We start from the raw sequence: 19837 nt of genomic DNA on the forward strand, positions 1-19837 counted from the left end.
GGAAGGCACAGCGCATGGACCAGTACGAGCCCGACAGCCTGTCCGCCGCACAACTCGCGGCGATGCGGCGCAGTCTGACGAGTGGCCGGGGCGCCCTCACCCGCCGTTCGATGCTGCGCGCCGGCGGCGTCGGCGCGCTCACGATCGGCGGTCTCGCGTCGCTGAGCGCGTGTGGCATCCCGCCGGCCAAGCGCGAGGGCGAGGGCCCCGCGTCCACGGACTTCTCGGCCAAGGAGAAGCAGCTCAACTTCTCCAACTGGACCGAGTACATGGACGTCAGCGAGGACGAGAAGTCCCGCCCGACCCTGGAGTCGTTCACCCAGCGCACCGGGATCAAGGTCAAGTACACCGAGGACATCAACGACAACGTCGAGTTCTTCGGCAAGATCAAGCCGCAGCTCGCGGCCGGCCAGGACACCGGCCGCGACCTGATCTGCGTCACCGACTGGCTCGCCGCCCGCCTCATCCGGCTCGGCTGGGCGCAGAAGCTCGACGCGGCCAACCTCCCCAACGCGTACGCGAACCTCTCCGCGCAGTTCCGCCGCCCCGACTGGGACCCGGGCCGCGCCTACTCGTACCCGTGGACCGGCATCTCCACCGTCATCGCGTACAACACCAAGGCGACCGGCGGGAAGAAGGTCGACTCCGTCACCCAGCTCCTGGACGACCCCGCCCTCAAGGGCCGGGTCGGCTTCCTCACCGAGATGCGCGACAGCGTCGGCATGACGCTGCTCGACATGGGCAAGGACCCGGGGAAGTTCACCGACGCCGAGTACGACCAGGCGATAGGCCGCCTCCAGAAGGGCGTCGACAAGAAGCAGATCCGCCGCTTCACCGGCAACGACTACACCTCCGACCTGGACAAGGGCGACCTCGCCGCCTGCCTCGCCTGGGCCGGTGACGTCATCCAGCTCCAGGCCGACAACCCGGACATCCAGTTCGCGATCCCCTCGGCCGGCTACATCACCTCCAGCGACAACCTGATGGTCCCGGCCAAGGCCCGGCACAAGGCCAACGCCGAGAAGCTCATCGACTACTACTTCGAGCTCCCGGTGGCCGCCCAGCTCGCCGCGTACATCAACTACGTCTGCCCGGTCGACGGGGTGAAGGACGAGCTGGCCAAGATCGACCCCGAGCTCGCCTCCAACACGCTGATCCTCCCGGACAAGGCCATGGCCGCGAAGTCGCACGCCTTCCGCTCGCTGACCAGCCAGGAAGAGACGGCGTACGAGGAGAAGTTCGCCAAGCTCATCGGCGCCTGAGTCACCGCCGTCCACCTCTTACGAACCCTGGGATCGCAACCCATGACTGACAAGAACACCGGCGGCGACGTCCGTCTCACCGGCATCAGCAAGACGTACGGCTCGTTCAACGCCGTCCACCCGCTCGACCTGACCGTCCCGCAGGGCTCGTTCTTCGCGCTCCTCGGCGCCTCCGGCTGCGGCAAGACGACCACGCTGCGGATGATCGCCGGCCTGGAGGACCCCACCACCGGCTCGGTCTTCCTCGGCGACACCGACGTCACCGCCCTCCCGCCGTACAAGCGGCCGGTCAACACGGTCTTCCAGTCCTACGCGCTCTTCCCGCACATGGACGTCTCCGAGAACATCGCCTTCGGTCTGCGCCGGCGCGGCATCAAGTCGGTGAAGAAGCAGGTCGACGACATGCTGGAGCTGGTCCAGCTCGGCGACAAGGCCCGGCACAAGCCGCACCAGCTCTCCGGCGGACAGCAGCAGCGCGTGGCGGTCGCCCGCGCGCTCATCAACCACCCGCAGGTCCTCCTCCTCGACGAGCCGCTCGGCGCGCTCGACCTCAAGCTGCGCCGCCAGATGCAGCTGGAGCTGAAGCGGATCCAGACCGAGGTCGGCATCACCTTCGTCCACGTCACCCACGACCAGGAGGAGGCCATGACCATGGCCGACCAGGTCGCGGTGATGAACGGCGGCCGGGTCGAGCAGCTCGGCGCGCCGGCCGACCTCTACGAGAACCCGCGGACCACCTTCGTCGCGAACTTCCTCGGCACCTCGAACCTGATCGAGGCCGAGGTCGCCGAGACCGGCGGCTCCGACCTGGTCGTGACGGCCGGCGGCGGCAAGCTCCGGCTGCCCACCGACCGCTGTAAGGCGACGGTACGCACGGGTGGCAAGGTCCTCGTCGGCGTACGGCCCGAGAAGATATCCCTCGCGCACGCCGACGACGCGGGGACGATCGGCGACGGCCGCAACAGGGTCACCGGCCGGATCGTCGACTCCTCGTTCATCGGCGTCTCCACCCAGTACGTGGTGAACTCGCCGGCGGGAGCCGAACTCCAGGTCTACGAGCAGAACATCGAGCGCGACGCCCGGCTCGTCCCCGGCGCCGAGGTCGTCCTGCACTGGAACCCGGCGCACACCTTCGGCCTGGACGCCGCCCAGGACATCGACGCGGGCGTGGAGACGGTGGAGGACGCCGGATGAGCACCACCACCCTGACGAAGGAGGAAGCCGCACCGGTCGAGGAACCGGTGACGCGCAAGCCCTCCACCCGCAAGCGGCTCGTCCCGTACTGGCTGCTGCTGCCAGGCATCATCTGGCTGCTCGTCTTCTTCGCGCTGCCGATGGTCTACCAGGCCTCGACCTCCGTGCAGACCGGCTCCCTGGAGAAGGGCTTCGAGGTCACCTGGCACTTCCAGACCTACTGGGACGCCTTCCAGGAGTACTGGCCGCAGTTCGTCCGCTCCCTGCTGTACGCCGGTACCGCCACGCTCCTGTGCCTGCTCCTCGGCTACCCGCTGGCGTACATGATCGCCTTCAAGGCCGGCCGCTGGCGCAACCTCGTCCTCGTCCTCGTCATCGCGCCCTTCTTCACCAGCTTCCTCATCCGGACGCTGGCCTGGAAGACGATCCTCGCCGACGACAGCCTGGTGGTCGACGCGCTGAACGCGCTGCACCTCCTCGACGTCACCAGCTGGCTCGGCTGGACCGAGGGCGACCGCGTGCTCGCCACCCCGATGGCGGTCGTCTGCGGCCTGACGTACAACTTCCTGCCCTTCATGATCCTTCCGCTCTACACCTCCCTGGAACGGATCGACGGCCGGCTGCACGAGGCGGCGAAGGACCTGTACGCGTCCCCCGCCACCACCTTCCGGAAGGTGACGTTCCCGCTCTCGATGCCTGGTGTCGTCTCCGGCACCCTGCTCACCTTCATCCCGGCGAGCGGCGACTACGTCAACGCCGAACTGCTCGGCTCCACCGACACCAAGATGGTCGGCAACGTCATCCAGTCGCAGTTCCTCCGGGTCCTCGACTACCCGACGGCCGCCGCGCTGTCCTTCATCCTCATGGCGATCGTGCTGCTCATGGTCACCGTCTACATCCGCCGCGCGGGAACGGAGGACCTGGTCTGATGCGTTGGATCCGTCGGAACCTTGTCGCCATCGCGGGCCTGCTCACGCTCGCGTACATGATCCTGCCGAACATCGTCGTGATGGTGTTCTCGTTCAACAAGCCGAACGGGCGCTTCAACTACGCCTGGCAGCGGTTCTCCCTCGACGCCTGGAAGGACCCGTGCGGCGTCGCCGACCTGTGCGGCTCGCTGACCCTGTCGTTGCAGATCGCCGCCTGGGCCACCGTCGGCGCCACCGTCCTCGGCACGATGATCGCCTTCGCGCTGGTCCGCTACCGCTTCCGGGCGCGCGGCGCGATCAACTCGCTGATCTTCCTGCCGATGGCGATGCCCGAGGTCGTCATGGCCGCCTCCCTGCTCACGCTCTTCCTCAACATGGGCGCCGAGCTGGGCTTCTGGACGGTCCTGATCGCCCACATCATGTTCTGCCTGTCGTTCGTCGTGACGGCGGTCAAGGCGCGCGTGATGTCCATGGACCCGCGCCTGGAAGAGGCCGCCCGCGACCTCTACGCGGGGCCGGTGCAGACGTTCGTACGGGTCACGCTGCCGATCGCCGCCCCCGGCATCGCCGCCGGCGCGCTGCTCGCCTTCGCGCTCTCCTTCGACGACTTCATCATCACCAACTTCAACGCGGGCTCGACCGTCACCTTCCCCATGTTCGTCTGGGGCTCGGCGCAGCGCGGCACGCCCGTCCAGATCAACGTCATCGGCACGGCGATGTTCGTCATTGCTGTACTGGTGGTGGTGGCCGGACAGATCATCACGAACCGGCGCAAGAAAACAGCGACAAGCTGAGTACGCCCTAGCAACACCTGAAGGAGTTGGAAACCATGGCCCCAGTCGCCATGCGTCTCGCTGCACAATCTCTCTCCGACGCCCAGCCCGTCCCCTTCTGGCTGGAAGACCCCGGCAAGCCCGGAGCCGTGCCCGCCCTCACCGGCACCGAGAAGTGCGATCTTCTCGTCGTCGGTGGCGGCTACAGCGGACTGTGGACCGCGCTCCTCGCCAAGGAGCGCGACCCCTCCCGGGATGTCGTACTGATCGAAGGCCGCGAGGTGGGCTGGGCCGCCTCGGGCCGCAACGGAGGCTTCTGCGCCGCCTCCCTCACGCACGGCTTCGGCAACGGGCTCGCCCGCTGGCCGGGCGAGCTGCCGAAGCTGGAGGAGCTCGGCGAGCGCAACCTCGACGGAATCGAGGCGGCGGTCGCCCGCTACGACCTCGACTGCGACTTCGAGCGCACCGGCGAGATCGACGTCGCCACCGAGGCGTACCAGGTCGAAGAACTCCACGAGGTGTACGAGGAGATCGAACGGCTCGGTCTCGCCGACGGCCTCGAACTCCTCGACGCCGACGCGGTCCGCGCGGAGGTCGACTCCCCGACCTTCCTCGGCGGCCTGTGGGACCGGCGCGGGGTCGCCATGCTCAACCCCGCCAAGCTGGCCTGGGGCCTCAAGCGGGCCTGCCAGGACCTGGGCGTACGGATCTACGAGAACACCCCCGGCCTCGACCTGGTCTCCGTCGGCGCGGGCATGGGGGTGCGCACCCCGTACGGCAGGGTCCTCGCCCGCCGGGTCGCGCTCGGCACCAACGTCTTCCCGTCGCTGGTCAAGCGCGTCCGGGCGTACACCGTCCCGGTCTACGACTACGCCCTGATGACCGAGCCGCTCTCGGCCGACCAGCTCGCCGCCATCGGCTGGAAAAACCGCCAGGGCCTCGGGGACAGCGCCAACCAGTTCCACTACTTCCGGATCACCGCCGACAACCGGATCCTGTGGGGCGGCTACGACGCGATCTACCGCTTCGGCGGCAGGGTCACCGCCGAGATGGACCACCGCCCGGAGACGTACCTGAAGCTCGCCGAGCACTTCTTCCGCTGCTTCCCGCAGCTGGAGGGGCTCCGCTTCAGCCACGCCTGGGGCGGCGCGATCGACACCTGCTCGCGCTTCTCGGCCTTCTTCGGAACGGCGTACCAGGGCAAGGTCGCGTACGCCGCCGGCTACACCGGTCTCGGCGTCGGGGCCACCCGCTTCGGTGGCGACGTGATGCTCGACCTGCTCGCGGGGGAGCGCACCGAGCGGACCGACCTCGAGATGGTCCGCTCCAAGCCGCTGCCGTTCCCGCCGGAGCCGATCGCCTGGGCCGGCATCGGCCTCACCAAGTGGTCGCTCGCGCGCGCCGACGAGAACGGCGGCCGGCGCAATCTGTGGCTGAAGGCCATGGACCGCGTCGGGCTGGGCTTCGACAGCTAGCCGGCAGTCGTACCGCTAGCGAGGCTTCGCCGCCCCCGTCGGCCCACCGGCCGACGGGGGCATCTCGCTCTCGCCCTCGGTGTCGACGTGCGGCAGGATCCGGTCCAGCCAACGCGGCGTCCACCAGGCCCACTTGCCGAGCAGTGTCATCACGGCGGGTACGAGCAGCAGCCGGGCGACCGTCGCGTCGATGAGCACGCTCGCGGCAAGGCCGAGGCCCATCATCTTCACCACGATGCTGTCGTTGAGGATGAAGGCGGCGAAGACGCTCACCATGATGAGCGCCGCGCAGGTGATGACCCGGGCCGTGATCTCCAGTGCGTGCGCCACGCTCGCCTTCGCGTCGCCGGTGCGCAGCCACGCCTCGTGGACCCGGGACAGCAGGAAGATCTCGTAGTCCATGGACAGGCCGAAGACGATGGCGAACATCATCATCGGCACATAGCTCTCGATGGGCACGTCGCCGGAGACCCCGAGCGCCGGGCCGCCCCAGCCCCACTGGAAGACGGCGACGACGACGCCGTACGAGGCGGCGATGGACAGCAGGTTGAGCACCGCCGCCTTGAGGGCGACGAGCGGGCCGCGGAAGACGACCAGGATGACGAGGAACGCCAGGGCGACGACCACGGCGATGATGAGCAGCAGCCGGCTGGAGACGATGTCGAGGAAGTCCACCTGTGCCGCTGTGGTGCCGGTGACGTACGTGGCCGCGCTCGTACCGTTGACCGCCTGCGGGAGCACGTCGTCGGCCAGGTGGTTGGTCAGCGACGTGGTCCTCTCGTCCTGCGGGGCGGCGACCGAGTAGGCCGTGGCGATCAGGACGTCCCCGTCCGAGGTCGGCGTGAGCGGGGTGATCAGGACGGCGTCCGGAACGCCGGTGAGCGCCTTCTGGGCCTGGCTCGCGAGCGCGGACCGGTCGGACGCCGGGACCGAGGTCTGGTCGATCACCAGCGTCAGCGGCCCGTTGGAGCCGGGGCCGAAGGCCGTGGACATCAGGTCGAAGGCGCGCCGGTCCGTGAAGGACTTCGGGTCCGCGCCGTCGCCGATGTGCCCGAGCTGGATGGAGAACAGGGGGATGGCGAGCACGGCGAGGACGACGACGCCCGAGGTCAGGAACCACCAGGGACGGCGCTCCACGCGCAGCGCGTAGCGGTGCCAGGTGCCGTGCGCCTCGCCGGTCGTCCCCTCGCCGGTCGTCTCGTCGGCCTCGGCGACGGGGGCGCCCAGATGGAACCGGTCGATGTGGCGCCCGATGAGCCCGAGCATCGCCGGCACGAGCGTGAGGGCTCCGGCGACGGCCGTGACCACGGTGGAGGTCGCGGCCAGGCCGAGCAGTCCGATGAAGCTCAGTCCGGAGACCCACAGCCCGCCGAGGGCGATGACGACGGTGCAGCCCGAGACGAGGACGGCCCGCCCGCTGGTCGCGGTGGCGACCCCCGCCGCCGTGACCGGATCCTGGCCGTTCATCAGCAACTGCCGGTGCCGGGTGATCAGGAAGAGCGCGTAGTCGATGCCGACGCCGATGCCGATCATCGTGGCCAGGGTGGGGGAGACGGTCGCGAAGTTCCACACCGCCGCGAGGAGGCCGAGGATCGTGAGGCCGCAGATGGCCGCCACCAGGGCGGTGACCAGGGGCAGTACGGCGGCGATCAGGCTGCCGAAGCCGATGATCAGGACGACGATCGCGACGCCGAACCCGATCGCCTCGCTCACCCGGTCGTCCGCCTCGGGCCGGGCCAACTCGCCCAGTGAACCGCCGTACTCGACCTGGACCCCGGCGGCGCGCAGCGGCTCCACGGCGCTGTCCACGCCGGTCAGGTAGGCGTCCCCGAGGGTGCCGGGCTGCACGTCGAAGCGGACGGTGATGTACCCGGTCTTCCCGTCGGTGGACAGCGGGCCGACGTTGGGGGTGCCCGGGGGAGGGGACGGCGGCGGGGTGCCGGGCGCCGGCAGCGGGCTCGTGGCGTTCAGGACGTGCGGGAGCTTCTTCAGCGAGTCCACGGCGGACGAGACCTGGTCGCCGACGTCGGTGAGCGGCTTGGCGCCGTCGTACAGCACCACCTGGGCGCTGTAGCCGCCGGCGGCCGGCTCGTGCGCGCGCAGCACGTCGAGCCCCTCCTGGGACTGGGTGCCCGGCAGCGAGTAGTTGTCGGAGTACTCGCCGCCGTACGCGTTGTTCAGCGCGATCAGGGCGCCCAGCGCCACGATCCAGGCGACCAGCACGACGACGAAGTGACGGGCCGACCACTCGCCCATCCGCCGCAGCAGCCCTCTCCTGCCCTGCGGGGTGGGGTTCGGCATGGGTTCTCCCGGGGCGAGTGCGGCGCGCGTACGGAGGGCCATCCGAACACGCGGCGCCGGGCGGGAACGGGACTCCGCCGAGCCCGCCCACCGCTCTCCACCCGAACGGGCGCGCGCGGGTGGTGCGTTCAGGCGCGTTCGGGTGCGACCGGCTGCGGCCCGATGGGGGCGCGGTCCGGCCGGTGCGCGCCCCTGGCGCACCCCACTCCCTCGCGATGTGACCCAGGTCACTGCCAACTGATGGCCCGAACCCGCGTAATGATCGTCACCCACCCGGCTCTCTGCGTGTGGACAACGTGTCCGCACACGGAAGGGAGGCCGTTGGTCATGAGTGGTTCGGGGGCGGCCAAGACCGCGGTGGAGTGGCTGGCGTCGGTGGCACCGGATCCCGACGCCTGTCGGTGGGAGTGGGAGCGCAATCCGCTCGGGATCGCGCTGCTGCCGGCCGGCAGGCGGTGGGACGTGCTGATCCTGCCGGGGGAGCTCGGGTATCCCACGCTCGATGTGCTGACCCGGCTCGTGGATCGGCCGGGCCCGGTCCTCGCCGACTTCGGTGAGTCGCGGATGGGCTTCTTCGTGCCTCCCGGCACCGCGTCCCGCTGGCTCGGCACGGGGGTGCGCAGCGCGGGCCACGGTACCTGGATCGTCGTCCCGTACCCGGGCCGGGCGGCGGGCGGGGTGCGCTGGCTGGTGACGCCGGACGGCAGCGGCACCCTCAACGACGCCGCGCTCCTGGAGTTGGCGATGCACGAGGCGGCGGGTGGACTGGCGCGCGGGGAGGACGAGCAGAGGTCTTGACCACTTGATTGGTCTGGACCATGCTGTGGCGCGCTCCACCTCGATTCCCCCACCCCCGGAGGCAGTTGTGGACCGCACCACAGGATCCAGAGGCACCAGACGCACCCCGTTCACCCGCCGCACCCGTCCCCTCGTGCTCGCGCTCGCGGGCGTGCTCGCCGCCGGCGGGCTCGTCGCCCTCACCCCCGTGGCCCAGGCCGCCGACTCCGAGCTGGCCCGCAACGGCGGCTTCGAATCCGGCCTGGACGGCTGGAGTTGTACGGCGGGCAGCGGAGCCGTCGTCTCGTCACCCGTGCACGGCGGGTCGAAGGCGCTGCAGGCCACCCCGGTCGGCAACGACCAGGCCCGGTGCTCGCAGACCGTCACCGTCAAACCGAACTCCGCCTACACGCTGAGCGGTTGGGTGCGCGGCAGCTACGTCTACCTCGGCGCGTCCGGCACCGGCACCACCGACGTGTCGACGTGGACCCAGTCCGCCCCCGACTGGCAGAAGCTGAACACCACCTTCACCACGGGTGCCTCCACGACGTCCGTCACGATCTACACCCACGGCTGGTACGGCACCGGCGCCTACGTCGCCGACGACGTCTCCCTCCTCGGTCCCGGCGGCGACCCCGTCCAGATACCGGCCGTCCCCACCGGCCTCACCGCGGGCTCCCCGACCTCCAGCTCCGTGCCGCTGTCCTGGCCGGCGGTCTCGGGCGCCACCTCGTACAAGGTCTACCGCGGCGGAGCCGTCGTCGGGACCGTCACCGGCACCTCGTACACCGCGACCGGCCTCGCGCCCTCGACCTCGTACTCCTTCCAGGTCTCGGCCGTGAACAGCGCGGGCGAGTCGGCGAGGTCCACGGCGGTCACGGCCACCACGATTTCCGGCGGAGGCGGCAACCCCGGCGGCGGCCTGCCCGCCCGTGCCCTCGTCGGCTACCTCCACGCCAGCTTCGCCAACGGTTCCGGCTACACCCGGATGGCCGACGTCCCCGACTCCTGGGACGTCATCAACCTCGCCTTCGGCGAGCCGACCTCGGTGACATCCGGCGACATCCGCTTCTCCCTCTGCCCGGCCACCGAGTGCCCGAACGTGGAATCCGTGGCGGACTTCAAGGCGGCCATCAAGGCCAAGCAGGCCGCCGGCAAGAAGGTCCTGATCTCCATCGGCGGCCAGAACGGCCAGGTCCAGCTCTCCACCACGGCCGCCCGTGACGCCTTCGTCTCCTCCGTCTCGAAGATCATCGACGAGTACGGTCTGGACGGCCTCGACATCGACTTCGAGGGCCACTCGCTGTCGCTGGACGCGGGCGACACCGACTTCCGCAACCCCACCACCCCGGTGATCGTCAACCTGATCTCGGCGATCAAGTCCCTGAAGGCCAAGTACGGCTCGGACTTCGTCCTGACGATGGCCCCGGAGACCTTCTTCGTCCAGCTCGGCTACCAGTTCTACGGCTCCGGCCCGTGGGGCGGCCAGGACCCGCGCGCCGGCGCCTACCTCCCGGTCATCCACGCGCTGCGCGACGACCTCACCCTGCTGCACGTCCAGGACTACAACTCGGGCCCGATCATGGGCCTCGACAACCAGTACCACTCCATGGGCGGCGCGGACTTCCACATCGCCATGACCGACATGCTCCTCACCGGCTTCCCGGTCGCCGGCAACACCGACCGCGTCTTCCCGGCGCTCCGCCCCGAACAGGTCGCCTTCGGCCTGCCCGCCTCCCCGAACGCGGGCAACGGCCACACGCCGCCCGCCGAGGTCAACAAGGCCCTCGACTGCCTCACGAAGAAGGTGAACTGCGGCTCGTACCAGACCCACGGCACCTGGCCCGCCCTGCGCGGCCTGATGACCTGGTCGATCAACTGGGACCGCTTCAACGGCGGCGAGTTCAGCCGCAACTTCGACACGTATTTCGGATGAGCACTGCCAACTGGAGCTGACCTCCGTACGTGGCGATCCGTACGTGACGATCCGTACGTGGCGAGAAAGGGCCGGCCGCACGATCCTCGGCGCGGCCGGCCCCTGTCCTTGCGGCGGTCAGCCGACCGTGGCAGCGCGAGTCATCAGCCCCGCCCGCCGCAGGGCCCGGCCCATGGCCGGGAGGTCCGGGGCGCCCCCGTCCTCGGGGGAGGCATGCGCCTCAAGCAGCTCCGGCGTCAGCCGGTACTGCTCGGCGTGCGCCAGCAGGGTCTCGGCGGCCGTCCCGTCGAACCCGACGTGGTCGTCCAGCAGGCTCAGGGTGTCGCCCCGGTCCACGAAGCGGCTCATCCCGCAGTCGAGCCCGTCGTCGTCCAGGTCGCCGGGGTACGGGGCGCGCGCCCAGGCACCGTTCTCGAACCAGTAGACGCAGCCCAGTTCGTTCCCCGAGAGGCGGCTGCGCAGCTCCTCGAACGGGAGCCAGTCGGGGCCGCCCGCGAGCATGTCGACCGGCGGTGTGTGCCACTTGCAGCCGCTCGACTCGTCCTCGCCGAAGAGCACGTACCGCCCCTCGCCGACGCGGGAGAAAGTCCACCAGGTGCAGCCGCAGTCGTCGAGATGGAGCCCCTCGTCGTCGATCCAGACGCCGGTCCGGTACCGCGTGCTCCCCTCCGCCTCGGTCGTCGCCGCAAGGACGGCCACCAGGGCCCACCGCGCCCACAGCACCTCCGGGGACGGCAGGTCTCCCGGCAGCCCCGGTCGTTGAATCGTCATCTCTGCTCCGGATCGTCGGTCACGAACGTGCGGGGCGACCGTATCGCGCGGCGATGACAGGCCAGCGCAGGAGCGGGAGGCAGAGCGCGACCGAGGCGAGGACGTCCAGGGGCCAGTGGAAGCCGCGCAGGATCAGGCCCGTCGCGGTCAGTGCCGTGAGGACGACGGCGAGCGGGATCAGGCGGTTCGAGACCAGGAAGGCGGCGCCTGCGTACGCCACCATCGCCGTCGCCGTATGACCCGACGGGTAGTAGCCGGCCGCCCAGGGCTCCAGCGGGCCCGGGCGGGCCGTCCACTCCTTCAGCGGGATGACCAGGAGCGGGACAAGGGCCATGGTGAGGCCCGCGAAGAGGGCCTGGGAGCGGCGGCCGCGCCACACCGCGTAAGCCATCGCGCAGCCGAGCACCGGCAGGGCGACCGTCATGTTGCCGAGGTCGGCGCCGAGTTCGGAGAGCCATCGGGGGACGAGGTCGACCAGGGCTCGGGAGATTCGCTCGTCCAGGCGGGCCAGTGGGCCCGCCACCAGGACCTGCCAGGTGACGAGCGCCAGCACGACGACCGCGAAGAAGACAGCCGGACGCCCCGGAACAGGGGGGGTGGTTCCGGGGCGTCCGAGGTGATCGGGCTGCCGCGCGCCCCGGGGGGTGTGGGGCGGGCGGCCATCCGATCGGTGAGGAGTTCCGGAGCGCGAGGCTCCAGTGGTGTGCGCCAGGGCGCGACCAGGGCGGGGCTGGGGAGGCTCCGCCCTGTTGTCGCCCGCAGTCTCCTGCGAGCGGGGTGTTTCTCTCATCTGCAGAAACCGTACGGCAGACAGAAGGGGACCGACAGTCGGAACTCCATCCCGCCATCGGCCCCCCACACTCTCTTCACACCGCGTGTGGATCGGCTCAGATCTGGCCGAACGCGTTCTCGATGATGTCGAGACCCTCGTTCAGCAGGTCGTCACCGATGACCAGCGGCGGCAGGAAGCGGAGCACGTTGCCGTAGGTGCCACAGGTCAGGACCAGCAGGCCCTCGGCGTGACAGGCCTTCGCGAGCGCGCCCGCGGCCTCCGGGTTCGGCTCCTTGGTCGCGCGGTCCTTGACCAGCTCGATGGCGATCATGGCGCCACGGCCGCGGATGTCACCGATGGCGTCGAACTTCTCCGCCATCGCCGACAGGCGGGTCTTCATGAGCGACTCGATGTGCTTCGCCTTGGCGTTGAGGTCGAGCTCCTTCATCGTCTCGATGGAGCCGAGCGCGCCGGCGCAGGCCACCGGGTTGCCGCCGTAGGTGCCGCCCAGACCGCCGCCGTGCACGGAGTCCATGATCTCGGCGCGGCCGGTGACGGCGGCGAGCGGCAGACCGCCCGCGATGCCCTTGGCGGTCGTGATCAGGTCCGGGACGATGCCCTCGTCCTCGCACGCGAACCACTGGCCGGTGCGGCAGAAGCCGGACTGGATCTCGTCGGCGACGAAGACGATGCCGTTGTCGTTGGCGAACTTCACGATCGCCGGCAGGAAGCCCTTGGCCGGCTCGATGAAGCCGCCCTCGCCGAGGACCGGCTCGATGATGATCGCGGCGACGTTCTCGGCGCCGATCTGCTTGGTGATGTTGTCGATCGCCTGGGCGGCGGCCTCGGGGCCGCAGTTCTCGGCGCCGGTGGGCCAGCGGTAGCCGTAGGCGACCGGCACGCGGTAGACCTCGGGCGCGAACGGGCCGAAGCCCTGCTTGTACGGCATGTTCTTCGCCGTCAGCGCCATCGTGAGGTTGGTACGGCCGTGGTAGCCGTGGTCGAAGACGACGACGGCCTGGCGCTTGGTGTACGAACGGGCGATCTTGACCGCGTTCTCGACGGCCTCGGCGCCCGAGTTGAAGAGCGCGGACTTCTTGGCGTGGTCGCCCGGGGTCAGCTCGGCCAGCGCCTCGCAGACCTCGACGTAACCCTCGTACGGCGTCACCATGAAGCAGGTGTGCGTGAAGTCGGCGAGCTGCGCGGCGGCGCGGCGCACGACGGCCTCGGCGGAGGCGCCGACGGAGGTCACGGCGATGCCGGAGCCGAAGTCGATCAGGCGGTTGCCGTCGACGTCCTCGATGATGCCGCCGCCGGCCTTCGCGGTGAAGACGGGCAGCACGGAGCCCACGCCGCCGGCCACGGTGTCGAGGCGGCGGGCCTGAAGCTCCTGCGACTTCGGGCCGGGAATGGCGGTGACGACGCGCCGCTCCTGCGGGACAGCGTTCATGCGGGGCTCCTGGGGTGTTCTGGACGCTCTTGTGGGTTTCTTCCGCAGGCTAGGCGCGGGGGAGGGACGTGGGCATGCGCCGATCGGGAGTGTTGCGGGGTATCTCCTTGTCCGGTGTGGACATGGCGCGGTCTTGGCGGGGGCATGGCGGCGGGGAAACCGCTCCGGGCCGGTCCGTGCCCACTAGATTGACGGTGGCACAGATGCGGCGACCTGGCTGGTCAGGGGGCAGGGGTTTCATGGAGACCGAAGGCACGTACGAGTCGCGCGACTCCGGGGGAGGCGCCGAGTCGCGTGATCCTCGGAGGGGTGCCGTTCCGCGGCCGGCCGGGCCGCCCGTGCCGGCCGGACCGCCGCCGCAGGCGCCTCGGGCGCACCGGGCCGCTCAGCCCGCCGTACCGCCGCCGCCCACCCACGCGCCGACCCGGATCGGGGTCGCCGAGTGGCTCCGCATCCCCCGCCCCGCCGCCGCCCCCGGCATCTGGCGGCTCGGGCACCGCGAGCGGCCCGAGCTCGAACCGGACCTCGTGCCCGGCCGCCAGCTGTTCACCGGCGCCTTCGTCGCGTACCTCTGCGGCTGGCTCCTCTGGTCACTCCTCTGGAACGGCTACCTGGAGGGGTGGTGGATCTTCGTCAACGACTGGTGGCTGCTGCCGATGCTGTGGCTCGTGCCCGAGGACTGGCGCACCCCCGCGAGCCCCGACTTCGAGGTGTACGTCGGCGCGACCTACCTCTGGTACGCGATCCTCCTCACCCTCTTCGCCGTCGGTTTCGGCCGGGTCGGCAACTGGCGCGAGGTCTGGCAGCGCTACGGCGTCCCCATCTGGCCCCTGTTCGTGCTCCTGCCGGGCGTCTGGCGCGAGATGCCCCGCACGGTCACCTGGCTCACCTGGGTCTCCAACCTCTACTACGTGCTCCTCATCGCCGCCCTCGTGGCGGCCGTCGGCCGGGTCGGTGCCTGGCCGGCCGTACGCCGACGTCTGGGAAGTGCCGGATCCGCTGCGGCCCCGTCGCCGCCGTCGCCGCCGGCCTCGCCGGCCGCCAACCCCGCCGAGTGGCCGGAACTGCGCGACGCCGGACTGCCCGAGGCCGCCGCCCAGCTCGCCGAGGCGACCCGGCAGGGCGTGCTCGGCGACGTCGACTACGCGCGGATCCGCCGCGCCTGGCAGGGCGTACGGACCCGGCCCGAGCGCCTCGCCGCCTTCACCGAGGCCGTACGCACCCGGGGCGCCGCCGCCTGCGGCCACCCCTCGGGCCTGCGCGACCTGCCCGTCCGTACCGCCACCCACGACCTCGCCACCGGCCAGGTCCTCATCGGCACCGCCGCCGACCACCCCCGCAACCCCTACGCCCGGCGCACCACCGGCGTCGCCCTGGAGCCGGCCGTGCTCGGGACCTCGCTGCTCGCCGTCGGGCCCGCGGGCGCCGGGAAGACCGTGCGGCTCGTCCGCCCCGTGGTCGAGGCGCTCTGCCTGCAGGCCCTCGCCAACCGCGCCGCCGTCGTCGCCGTCACCGCCCAGGGCGCCGCGCTCGGCCCCGACGATGCCTTCGACGTCGTCGTCGCCGTCGGGCGGCCCGGCTCCACCCACGACCTCGACCTGTACGGCGGCGCCGACGACCCCGACGAGGCCGCCCGGATGCTCGCCGAGGCCCTGGTCGGAGACCTGGTCGCCGACAGCCGCCGGGCCGCCACCGCGCTCGCCCAGCTGATCGGCCCGTTCCGGGCCGCGTACGGCCGGTTCCCGGGCGTGCCCGAGCTGCGCGAGCTGCTCGGCGGCACGGCCGAGGCGCTCACCGCGCTGCGGGCCGCCGTGGCGGGCGACCCCGCCCAGCTGCGCGAGCTGGACGCCCGGCAGCGGCAGGCGGAGCGCGGCGACGAGGTCGGTGTGCTGCTCGCCGAGCGCGTCGCCTTCCTCGACCGGCCGGCGTTCGCGGGCTTCTTCCGTACGGAGGACGGTGCGGGGGAGCGGGAGCGGCCGCAGTTCTCCCTCCGCGCCGTCGAGCACCCGCTCCGCGTCCGCGTCGACCTGCCCGAACGCGGGCACGCCGAGGCCTCCCGGATCGTCTCCCGCCTGCTGCTCGCCCAGTTCGCGGAGGCCACCCTCGCCCGCCGCGACCGGTCCCTCTTCGCCTGTCTGGTCCTGGACGACGCGACGTACACCGTCACCGGCGACTCCGTACGGGCGCTGCAGCGGCTGCGTTCCGCCAACGCGGGCGTCGTGCTCGCGCTCCGTAGCCTGGAGGACGTACCGGAGGCGCTGCGCGGGCCGCTGCTCGGGGCCGTCGGCTGCCGGATGGCGTTCGCCGGGATCGCCCCCTGGGACGGCGGCCGGTTCGCCGAGACCTGGGGCACCGAATGGGTGCAGACCCGGGACGTCACCAACCGGCAGATCATCTCCGACGAGCCGCTGACCAAGGCCCTGCACTTCATGCGCCGCCTGGTGACCGGCCGGGCGGCGACGGCGGAGGCGGTGACCGTACGGGAGGTGGAGCGGGAGCGCTGGTCGGCCTCCGACCTCGCCCACGCGGTCCCCGCCGGGCACGCGGTGCTGTCCCTGACGGACGTACGTGGCGACCACACGCCACCGCTGCTCGTGGACCTGCGCGGCTGAAGGACGGCTGTTCGGGGTCGCCGCCGAGCGGGCGCGCGGGGCCCATGCCGAACCGGAGCGTGTCGCGAGGTCTGCGCCGAGCCGGAGCGGGCGCGCGCGGGCCCTGGCACAATCGGGGGCGCCGCTCGGCTGAGCGGCGGCCCCTCGCTCAAAGGTCCGACGGACTCCATGCCGCCCACCCTCGCCTCCCTCGTCCAGCACTCGGCGCTCAAGCTCACCGTCCGCGCGGGTGAGGACCGCCTCGACACCCCCGTGCGCTGGGCCCATGTCAGCGAGCTCGCCGACCCCGTCCCGTACATGGAGGGCGGCGAGCTGCTGCTCACCACCGCGCTCACCCTGGACGCCGAGGACGCCGAGGCGATGCGCCGCTACGTCCGGCGGCTGCTCGCCGCGGGCGTGGTGGGGCTCGGCTTCGCCATCGGCGTCAACCACGAGGACATTCCGCCGGCGCTCGTGGACGCGGCGCGGGAGGAGGGTCTTCCGCTGCTCGAAGTACCGCGGCGGACCCCGTTCCTGGCCATCAGCAAGGCGGTCTCCGCGGCGATCGCGGCCGACCAGTACCGGGCGGTCACGGCGGGCTTCGAGGCCCAGCGGGAGATGACCCGGGCGGCCCTGGCCGAAGGCCCGGACGCGGTGGTGGCGCGGCTCGCGGCACACGTGGACGGCTGGGCCGCGCTGTACGACACGTCCGGGAAGGTCGTCGCGGTGTCCCCCGAGTGGGCGGCGCGGCGGGCCGCCAGGCTGACGCCCGACGTCGAACGGCTGCGGGAGCGGCCGGCGCCCGCGAGCGCGGTGGTCGGCGGTACGGACGACCGGGTCGAGCTCCAGTCCCTGGGCACCGGCCGGCGGGTCAGGGGCGCGCTCGCGGTCGGCACGGGCGCGCCGCTCGGGACGGCGGAACGGTACGCCGTGCACTCCGCGATCGCCCTGCTCACGCTCACCACCGAGCGCTCGCGCTCGCTCCAGGCGGCGGAGGGGCGGCTCGGCGCGGCGGTGCTGCGGATGATGCTGTCCGGCCAGCCGGACCACGCGCGGGCGGTGGCGGGCGACCTGTACGGCGGGCTCCTCGACGCCCCGTTCCGGCTGCTCATCGCCGAACCGGCGGCGGGGGAGCGGGAGGGCGAGCCGCCGCTTCCTGAGCTGGCCGAGGCCCTGGAGTCGGCGGCGGCCCGCGCGGGCGAGACGGTCCTGACGGTCCCGGAGGGCGAGGAGCGGCTGCTGGTCCTGGCCGGGGACGGCGGTGCGGTGGTCACTGCCTGCGAGGCGTACACGGAACGGGACGCGGAGGAGGCCGGCGTCGTGGTCGGGCTCTCCGCCCCGGCGGGTCCGATCGCGGCGGCGGCCGCGTACAAGCAGGCCGAACAGGCCCTCTCGGTGGCGCGGCGGCGCGGCAGGGCCCTGGTCGAACACGAGGACCTCGCGGCCGGCTCGGTCCTCCCCCTCCTGGCCGACGACGCGGTACGCGCCTTCGCGGACGGCATGCTGCGCGCCCTGTACGAGCACGACGCCACGGGCCGCGGCGACCTGGTGGCCTCCCTCCGCGCCTGGCTCTCCCGCCACGGCCAGTGGGACGCGGCAGCCGCAGACCTGGGCGTCCACCGCCACACCCTCCGCTACCGCATGCGCCGAGTCGAAGAAATCCTCGGCCGCTCCCTCGACGACCCGGACGTCCGCATGGAACTCTGGCTGGCCCTCAAGGCCACGTCATCGGAGGCGGACGACCGCTAGGAACGGCGACGGGGCCTGGGCGCGCACCGGGAGCCCCCTGGGGCCCAGGCTGCTCGGCGGTGCGCCGCCGCCTGCGTCCCGCCCTGCCTGCGCGCACTTGCCCGGCTGCGCCCGTCGGCACCGTGCGCCCGGCTGCCGCGTCGGGGTCGCGGAGGCGTAGCTGCCCGCGAGGTGGGGTGCGGCGGAGCCCCTGGGCCGAGGCTGCTCGGCGCGGGCTCGCCATACGGCGTCCCGCCCGCTCCGAACCGCCGCCCGCACCCGCCGGCCCTGTGCGCCGGGCTCACGCGCCCGCCGGCCGCCGCGTCGGGGCGAGCCGAAGCTGCCCCCCGAGGGGGGCGGCGGAGCACCGGGCCGCGATTGCCCGGCGGGTGCCCGCCCGGCCGCGCCGTCGGCCACTGCGCGCCGAGCCTCGCGCCCGTCGGTTCGCCGCCCGCCCGGACGTCGGCGAGGGCGGCGCGGAGGTGCCCACGGACGGGGTGCGGCGGAGCCCCTCATGCCGAGATGGCTCGGCGGGGGCCGCCCGCAGGTTGTCCCCCGCCTGCCCCGGTGCGCCGGGCTCCGCGCCCGTCGGAGCGCGGCGCGGAGCTGCCGCGTCGGGGGCGGGGGGCGGAGCCCCCGGCTGCCGGCAAGGTTTCGGGAAGGGGCGGGGTGGGGGAGAGTCTGTGCCCCCGCTCCGACATACCGCACTGAAACCGCTTCCCCCTGCCCGATCCCGGGCAATATTCCTGGTCATCCGCCCACGGAGTGCATAACCTCCTGCACATGACAAGCCCCGCCGACCCGACCCACGAGGTCCGCTCGCACCCCGCCTCACCCACCCCCACCCCCACCCCCGCCCGACGGATATCCGGGGCCGTCTGGGCGGCGCTCGGGATCGTGTACGTCGTCTGGGGGTCGACGTACCTCGGGATCCGGGTCGTCGTCGAGACGATGCCGCCGTTCCTCTCCGCCGGACTCCGCTTCGTGGTCGCGGGCCTCCTCCTCGTCGGGCTGATCGCCTGGCGCCAAGGCCCCTCCGCCCTCCGCGTCACCCGCGCGCAGCTCGGTTCCGCCGCGCTCGTCGGACTGCTCCTGCTCCTCGGCGGCAACGGCCTCGTCGTCCTCGCCGAGACCTCCGTCCCCTCCGGCCTCGCCGCCCTCCTCGTCGCCGTCGTCCCCGCCTGGGTCGTCGTCCTCAAGGCCTTCTACGGGCACCGCCCCACCGCCGGGGGCCTCGCGGGCGTCCTCCTCGGACTCGCCGGACTCGCCGTCCTCACCCTCCCCGGGCTCAGCGGCGACGTCCGGATCGGCGGCGTCGCCCTCGTCATCGTCGGGACCCTGCTCTGGTCGGTCGGCTCGTTCTCGTCCTCCCGGATCCCGATGCCCGCCAACCCCTTCACCGCCAGCGCGTACGAGATGCTCGCCGGCGGCCTCGGCTGCGCCGCGGTCGGCCTGATCCGGGGCGAGCAGCACGGCCTGGACCTCGCCGCGATCTCCACCCGCTCCTGGACCGCCCTCGCGTACCTCATCGTCTTCGGGTCCCTGATCGCCTTCACCGCGTACGCCTGGCTCCTCCAGACCGCACCGCTCTCCCTCGTCGCCACCTACGCCTACGTCAACCCGATCGTCGCCGTCGCCCTCGGCTCGCTGATCCTCGGCGAGGCGCTGACCTGGCCGATCATGCTCGGCGGCGCGATCGTCGTGGCGGGCGTCTGCCTGATCGTGACGACGGAACGCAGAGGCTGAACGAGCGGACTCAGGGGTTGTCCCCCGGAGTCCGCCAATCCGTAAGAGCTCACGCACTTCAGCCAATCCGTAAGAGTCGAAGAACCCCACCACTCCACACCGCACAAACCACCCCCCGCCCGATTCGCCCTA

The 19837-nt window shown here is 71.9% G+C and carries 14 protein-coding genes; 10 read left to right on the forward strand and 4 right to left on the reverse strand.

From position 1 onward, the window contains the following. Positions 1–14 precede the first annotated feature (14 nt). The 5 genes from Q5762_RS21940 to Q5762_RS21960 are packed head-to-tail and all read left to right on the forward strand — an operon-like array spanning position 15 to position 5633. Entirely contained in the window at positions 15–1262 is a 1248-nt protein-coding gene (locus Q5762_RS21940) for a spermidine/putrescine ABC transporter substrate-binding protein (RefSeq protein WP_315893895.1), read from the forward strand. 42 nt (positions 1263–1304) lie between these two features. Further along, entirely contained in the window at positions 1305–2456 is a 1152-nt protein-coding gene (locus Q5762_RS21945) for an ABC transporter ATP-binding protein (RefSeq protein WP_315893896.1), read from the forward strand. After that, positions 2453–3385 carry an ABC transporter permease gene (locus tag Q5762_RS21950; RefSeq protein WP_315893897.1) on the forward strand — a complete coding sequence of 311 codons (933 nt, stop codon included), beginning with the start codon at positions 2453–2455 and terminating at the stop codon, positions 3383–3385. The genes Q5762_RS21945 and Q5762_RS21950 overlap by 4 nt, the downstream gene beginning before the upstream one ends. After that, positions 3385–4179 carry an ABC transporter permease gene (locus Q5762_RS21955; RefSeq protein ID WP_315893898.1) on the forward strand — a complete coding sequence of 265 codons (795 nt, stop codon included), beginning with the start codon at positions 3385–3387 and terminating at the stop codon, positions 4177–4179. Before Q5762_RS21950 ends, Q5762_RS21955 begins: the two co-directional genes overlap by 1 nt. A gap of 35 nt (positions 4180–4214) precedes the next feature. After that, a complete protein-coding gene (locus Q5762_RS21960) occupies positions 4215–5633 on the forward strand; it encodes an FAD-binding oxidoreductase (protein WP_315893899.1) in 1419 nt (472 codons plus the stop codon). A gap of 15 nt (positions 5634–5648) precedes the next feature. On the opposite strand, the gene Q5762_RS21965 is transcribed toward Q5762_RS21960, so the two are convergent. Further along, the gene (locus Q5762_RS21965; RefSeq protein WP_315893900.1) at positions 5649–7934 is read right to left on the reverse strand and encodes an MMPL family transporter; all 2286 of its coding nucleotides are present in this window, start codon (positions 7932–7934) and stop codon (positions 5649–5651) included. Positions 7935–8261: 327 nt separating this feature from the next. Between Q5762_RS21965 and Q5762_RS21970 the strand changes: the two genes are divergently transcribed. After that, entirely contained in the window at positions 8262–8732 is a 471-nt protein-coding gene (locus tag Q5762_RS21970) for a hypothetical protein (protein ID WP_315893901.1), read from the forward strand. A gap of 133 nt (positions 8733–8865) precedes the next feature. Beyond that, positions 8866–10647, forward strand: coding sequence for a glycoside hydrolase family 18 protein (locus Q5762_RS21975; protein ID WP_315893946.1), 1782 nt, complete (start codon positions 8866–8868; stop codon positions 10645–10647). Positions 10648–10764: 117 nt separating this feature from the next. On the opposite strand, the gene Q5762_RS21980 is transcribed toward Q5762_RS21975, so the two are convergent. The 3 genes from Q5762_RS21980 to gabT form a co-directional block, all read right to left on the reverse strand. Further along, positions 10765–11418, reverse strand: a complete 654-nt coding sequence (locus Q5762_RS21980) for a hypothetical protein (RefSeq protein ID WP_315893902.1) — start codon at positions 11416–11418, stop codon at positions 10765–10767. A gap of 19 nt (positions 11419–11437) precedes the next feature. Then, positions 11438–11971: a phosphatase PAP2 family protein gene (locus tag Q5762_RS21985; RefSeq protein ID WP_399495227.1), complete on the reverse strand. Its 534-nt coding sequence runs from the start codon at positions 11969–11971 to the stop codon at positions 11438–11440. A gap of 334 nt (positions 11972–12305) precedes the next feature. Then, the gene (gene gabT / locus Q5762_RS21990; protein ID WP_315893904.1) at positions 12306–13640 is read right to left on the reverse strand and encodes a 4-aminobutyrate--2-oxoglutarate transaminase; all 1335 of its coding nucleotides are present in this window, start codon (positions 13638–13640) and stop codon (positions 12306–12308) included. Positions 13641–13879: 239 nt separating this feature from the next. Between gabT and Q5762_RS21995 the strand changes: the two genes are divergently transcribed. The 3 genes from Q5762_RS21995 (at position 13880) to Q5762_RS22005 (ending at position 19705) form a co-directional block, all read left to right on the forward strand. Next, positions 13880–16252, forward strand: coding sequence for an ATP/GTP-binding protein (locus Q5762_RS21995; RefSeq protein ID WP_315893905.1), 2373 nt, complete (start codon positions 13880–13882; stop codon positions 16250–16252). 168 nt (positions 16253–16420) lie between these two features. Beyond that, positions 16421–17980 (forward strand): PucR family transcriptional regulator, encoded by a 1560-nt coding sequence (locus tag Q5762_RS22000; protein ID WP_315893906.1) that lies wholly within the window; start codon positions 16421–16423, stop codon positions 17978–17980. A gap of 762 nt (positions 17981–18742) precedes the next feature. After that, positions 18743–19705 carry an EamA family transporter gene (locus Q5762_RS22005; RefSeq protein ID WP_315893907.1) on the forward strand — a complete coding sequence of 321 codons (963 nt, stop codon included), beginning with the start codon at positions 18743–18745 and terminating at the stop codon, positions 19703–19705. Positions 19706–19837: the final 132 nt, after the last annotated feature.

Origin of the sequence: Streptomyces sp. P9(2023) (genome assembly GCF_032436795.1) — a bacterium.
Classification (GTDB): domain Bacteria; phylum Actinomycetota; class Actinomycetes; order Streptomycetales; family Streptomycetaceae; genus Streptomyces.

What these genes read in the sequence shown, in the direction of transcription:
- Q5762_RS21940 (WP_315893895.1), top strand. Translation starts at nt 15, where the DNA reads ATGGACCAGTACGAGCCCGACAGCCTGTCCGCCGCACAACTCGCGGCG.
- Q5762_RS21945 (WP_315893896.1), top strand. Translation starts at nt 1,305, where the DNA reads ATGACTGACAAGAACACCGGCGGCGACGTCCGTCTCACCGGCATCAGC.
- Q5762_RS21950 (WP_315893897.1), top strand. Translation starts at nt 2,453, where the DNA reads ATGAGCACCACCACCCTGACGAAGGAGGAAGCCGCACCGGTCGAGGAA.
- Q5762_RS21955 (WP_315893898.1), top strand. Translation starts at nt 3,385, where the DNA reads ATGCGTTGGATCCGTCGGAACCTTGTCGCCATCGCGGGCCTGCTCACG.
- Q5762_RS21960 (WP_315893899.1), top strand. Translation starts at nt 4,215, where the DNA reads ATGGCCCCAGTCGCCATGCGTCTCGCTGCACAATCTCTCTCCGACGCC.
- Q5762_RS21965 (WP_315893900.1), bottom strand. Translation starts at nt 7,934, where the DNA reads ATGCCGAACCCCACCCCGCAGGGCAGGAGAGGGCTGCTGCGGCGGATG.
- Q5762_RS21970 (WP_315893901.1), top strand. Translation starts at nt 8,262, where the DNA reads ATGAGTGGTTCGGGGGCGGCCAAGACCGCGGTGGAGTGGCTGGCGTCG.
- Q5762_RS21980 (WP_315893902.1), bottom strand. Translation starts at nt 11,418, where the DNA reads ATGACGATTCAACGACCGGGGCTGCCGGGAGACCTGCCGTCCCCGGAG.
- gabT (WP_315893904.1), bottom strand. Translation starts at nt 13,640, where the DNA reads ATGAACGCTGTCCCGCAGGAGCGGCGCGTCGTCACCGCCATTCCCGGC.
- Q5762_RS21995 (WP_315893905.1), top strand. Translation starts at nt 13,880, where the DNA reads ATGGAGACCGAAGGCACGTACGAGTCGCGCGACTCCGGGGGAGGCGCC.
- Q5762_RS22000 (WP_315893906.1), top strand. Translation starts at nt 16,421, where the DNA reads ATGCCGCCCACCCTCGCCTCCCTCGTCCAGCACTCGGCGCTCAAGCTC.
- Q5762_RS22005 (WP_315893907.1), top strand. Translation starts at nt 18,743, where the DNA reads ATGACAAGCCCCGCCGACCCGACCCACGAGGTCCGCTCGCACCCCGCC.